Raw genomic sequence first — 3,990 nt, 5'->3', positions numbered from 1 at the left:
ACCGACCGCTGGTGTACCGGTTGTGATGCCAATTGCATCGCCGGGTAGCTACGTCGGGAAGAGATAAGCGCTGAAAGCATCTAAGTGCGAAACTCCCCCCAAGATGAGACTTCCGTATAGGGCCGTCGGAGACGACGACGTTGATAGGCTGCAGGTGTAAAGCCGGCAACGGCACAGCCGAGCAGTACTAATAGCCCGGAAGCTTGGACCGGGACGAAAAACTGTTGCATTCTCTGCAGGACATGTCAATATTGGGTACCAAGTATTGAATATCAAGTATCAGGACAAAAAAAAGAACTTAGGATATTTGTCCGGAGCGGACGGATACCGGAAAGGGATCTTCGGGGACGGACATCCGTCACCGGACACCGGACAACCGGCATCAAAAACATAGGCGGCCTGGCGCAGGGGTCCCACCTCTTCCCATCCCGAACAGAGAAGTTAAGCCCTGCAGCGCCGATGGTACTGGGGTTACTCCCGGGAGAGTAGGCCGCCGCCTTCATCATCGAAAAACCTTTGGGGAAACCCGAAGGTTTTTTTGTGTTTGGGAAAGTGTACAGGCCAGTTTGATCTGCCACTTCCCGTCCCGATCCGACGCGGCGGATAAGCCCTGCAGCGCCGGAGCCTGCCCGCCGTGGAGGGGTACCGGTACGCCGCGGCGCACGGGAGAGTAGGCCGCCGCCTTCATTATCGAAAAACCTTTGGGGAAACCGGAAGGTTTTTTGTGTTTTGGTCCCAGCTGTGCCATCGGTGGTTTTGACTCCGAAAAGCCACATTAGGTCAGCGCTGTATAAACTGGATTCCCAGATCTAAGGTGTAAGTTCCAACTTAAATGCTGCTGCCATAGATTTGATAGGTAATATAAACGTGGTGGTGGTGTGTTCGCTGCAGATCCTACCAATAAAAATCATTCCTCAGCTAAATGTGCCAAAACCATTTTTAAGGTTCCGTAATCATATTTATTTTTGAAATGGTTTTTTTCAAGTTCAGATACACCTGCCCTATAGGTTTTTGTCCTTGAAAAACGAGCTACTTCTGAATTATGAATAAATAAATTTTGAAGGATATCTTCCAAATGCTTTCCGTAATAACCGCTACCCTTTGATATCCGGGGTGTAATTCATTTGGGTTAATTTTCCATTTCCAAAAAATCGATGGCCAAATAACTCAATGTCCTTACTCCCAAAAGAAAACCACTTTCATCAATATGGAAATCCGGTGTATGATGGGAGGGGGCAGTGACTGGATCGACTCCTTTGGGCATTCCTCCAAGAAATATAAATAATCCCGGAACCTCTTTCTGGAAGAAACTAAAATCCTCCGCACCGGTAATTGGATTATGGTATTCTACATTGTGTTCTCCAGCTACCTGATTTAAAGTGGCGGCCATTTTTGAAGTCAGATCTTCGTCATTTACCGTTGCCGGATATATTTCATCAATAGTGACTACTGCCCTGGCACCTGCGCTTTGCGCTATGCCCTCAGAGATTTCCCTTATCCGCTTATGGATCAAAACTTGTTGGGAATCTGAATAAGTGCGAATGGTTCCTATCATTTCCACATTTTCAGGGATTATATTATGCCTTATCCCACCATGGATAGCTCCAACAGTGACTATTGCGGGATTTTCTGTAATATTCACATTTCGGCTCATAATGGTTTGAAGCCCCATAACAATTTGAGAAGCTGTGACAATGGGATCTATAGATGACCAGGGAGAAGCACCGTGGGCTTGTCTCCCATTTACTTCTATATTCAGATTGTCTACCGCAGCCATTGCCGGACCTGATCTATACTTGATCGTGCCGACTTCAGTCTGGGAATTAATATGTAATCCGAAAATGGCTGAAACATCTTTCATTACACCTTCTTCTACCATTTGTTTTGCTCCCCAACTGGTAAGTCCTGGTTCGAATACCCCTTCTTCTGCGGGTTGGAAAATAAACTTGACAGTACCTTTAACGTCAGCTTTCACTTTTGACAGCACTTCCGCTACTCCCATCAGGATAGCTACATGGGTGTCATGACCACAGGCATGCATTACACCTGTTTGTTGTCCATTGTATTCCGCAACCACTGTTGATTTGAAGGGAAGGTTATTTCTTTCCGTAACCGGCAATGCATCCATATCAGCCCTCAAAGCCACAGTTGGGCCAGGTTTTCCACCTTTTAAAATTCCTACTACACCTGTTACCGCTACACCTTCCTCAACTTCCATCCCTAATGAACGAAGATGGTCTGCCACAATTTTAGCAGTTCTCACTTCCTGATTTCCCAGTTCTGGGTGTTGATGGAAATCCCTTCTCCATTCTATTACTTTATTTTCGATGGAGGAAGCTTGTTGATCTATTGTTGATTTTAATGCTGATTGGCCAAAGGAAAAACCAGTGGAAAGGAAAATGAAAAGGATTGTTTTTTTCATATGCTTAAATGTATAATTCTTCACATAAAGTACACAATTAGACTTATTTAAAAAATTGCCATCCAAAAAAACAATGATTTTGAAAATTATTTAACAAGTTTCCAAATTAATGTAACTTTGCCAGCACTATATAGTTGTCACACTAACTATTAAAAGACGAACAAAATGTCAAAAAGTATTCTAGTGACAGGTGGAACGAAAGGGATTGGCAGGGAAATAATCCTGAGATTTGCAGAGGCGGGTTTTGATGTATATACCTGTTCCAGAAGTAAGGAAGATTTAACGAGTCTAAAGGAGGAACTTTCCAATCGGTTTTCTAGGCAAAAGTTTTGGGTCAAAAAAGCCGACCTGTCCAATAAAGCTGAAGTACTTGAGTTTTTGAAAGAGGTTAAAAAACTTACAATTCCTGATGTTTTGATTAATAATACAGGAATTTTTTTGCCCGGAGCAATTCACAATGAGCCTGAAGGAAATTTTGAGTTGACGATGCAAACGAATCTTTATTCAGCCTATTACCTGACGCGGGGGTTTACGCAAGAGATGATTGCCAGAAAAAGCGGCCACATATTTTCTATTGGATCAATTGCCGGACTGACAGCCTATGCAAATGGTGGAAGTTATGCCATTTCCAAATGGGCAATGTTAGGCTTTACCAAATGTCTTAGGCAGGAATTGAAGGAATATAACATTAAAGTAACATCTGTGCTTCCAGGAGCCACATTTACTGCAAGTTGGGAAGGAGTGGATATTCCCGAGGAAAGGTTCATGAAACCAAAGGATGTGGCAGACTCAGTTTGGGCAGCTTACAACCTTTCTCCGAATTCTGTTGTTGAAGAAATAATAATCAGACCTCAATTAGGGGATTTATAAAAACATATTATGGAACCGAAATCAATTTTGGACGAAATCAATTATTGCAACAGTCTGACTGCCTATTCCAGAAGGAAAACCATTCCGGTAAAAGTTGGTAATGTAATTATTGGTGGAGATCACCCAATAGTGGTTCAATCCATGACAACTGTGGATACAATGGATACCGAGGGATCTGTGGCCCAATGTATCAGGATGATAGAAAGTGGGTGTCAATTGATCAGAATTACTGCACCCAGTATCAAAGAGGCTGAAAACTTGAAATCCATTAAAGACGAACTCAGAAGAAGGGGGTATTCGGTTCCTTTGGTTGCTGACATTCATTTTACACCCAATGCGGCTGAAGTAGCGGCCAGAATTATAGAAAAAGTCAGAATCAATCCTGGAAATTATGCGGATAAAAAAAGATTTGAGGTAATTGATTATACAGATGAGAGTTACCAGGAGGAATTGGACAGAATCAGGGAAAGATTTCTCCCACTTGTAAGGATTTGCAAAGAATTCGGAACTGCAATGAGAATAGGGACCAACCATGGTTCGCTTTCAGATAGAATTATGAGCAGGTATGGAGATACACCCTTGGGGATGGTGGAATCGGCCTTGGAATTTTTGAGGATCTGCGAAGATGAAAATTATTTTGAAATTGTCATCTCCATGAAATCATCCAACACACAGGTCATGGTTCAGGCGTATAGGTT

Annotated in this window: 4 protein-coding genes and 2 rRNA genes; 4 read left to right on the top strand and 2 right to left on the bottom strand. The window is 43.0% G+C overall.

Going from position 1 to position 3,990, the window contains the following annotated elements:
- Window positions 1-212: ribosomal RNA gene (locus tag ACEW8O_RS20610) — 23S ribosomal RNA — on the top strand; the annotation flags it as partial.
- A gap of 178 nt (window positions 213-390) precedes the next feature.
- Window positions 391-502, top strand: a 5S ribosomal RNA gene (gene rrf, locus ACEW8O_RS20605).
- A gap of 405 nt (window positions 503-907) precedes the next feature.
- Here the strand turns inward: rrf and ACEW8O_RS20600 are convergent.
- The gene (locus ACEW8O_RS20600; RefSeq protein ID WP_373496515.1) at window positions 908-1,075 is read right to left on the bottom strand and encodes a hypothetical protein; all 168 of its coding nucleotides are present in this window, start codon (window positions 1,073-1,075) and stop codon (window positions 908-910) included.
- Window positions 1,076-1,129: 54 nt separating this feature from the next.
- A complete protein-coding gene (locus tag ACEW8O_RS20595) occupies window positions 1,130-2,422 on the bottom strand; it encodes an amidohydrolase (RefSeq protein WP_373496514.1) in 1,293 nt (430 codons plus the stop codon).
- A 165-nt stretch (window positions 2,423-2,587) separates the two neighbouring features.
- On the opposite strand from ACEW8O_RS20595, the gene ACEW8O_RS20590 reads away from it, so the two are divergent.
- Both ACEW8O_RS20590 and ACEW8O_RS20585 read left to right on the top strand, forming a co-directional pair.
- Window positions 2,588-3,292: an SDR family oxidoreductase gene (locus ACEW8O_RS20590; protein ID WP_373496513.1), complete on the top strand. Its 705-nt coding sequence runs from the start codon at window positions 2,588-2,590 to the stop codon at window positions 3,290-3,292.
- 9 nt (window positions 3,293-3,301) lie between these two features.
- A partial coding sequence (locus ACEW8O_RS20585; RefSeq protein ID WP_373496512.1) for a flavodoxin-dependent (E)-4-hydroxy-3-methylbut-2-enyl-diphosphate synthase occupies window positions 3,302-3,990 on the top strand: 689 nt, incomplete at its 3' end.

It is taken from the genome of Aquiflexum sp., from assembly GCF_041749095.1.
GTDB lineage: Bacteria > Bacteroidota > Bacteroidia > Cytophagales > Cyclobacteriaceae > Aquiflexum.
This window is presented reverse-complemented; position numbering and strand designations above follow the sequence as displayed.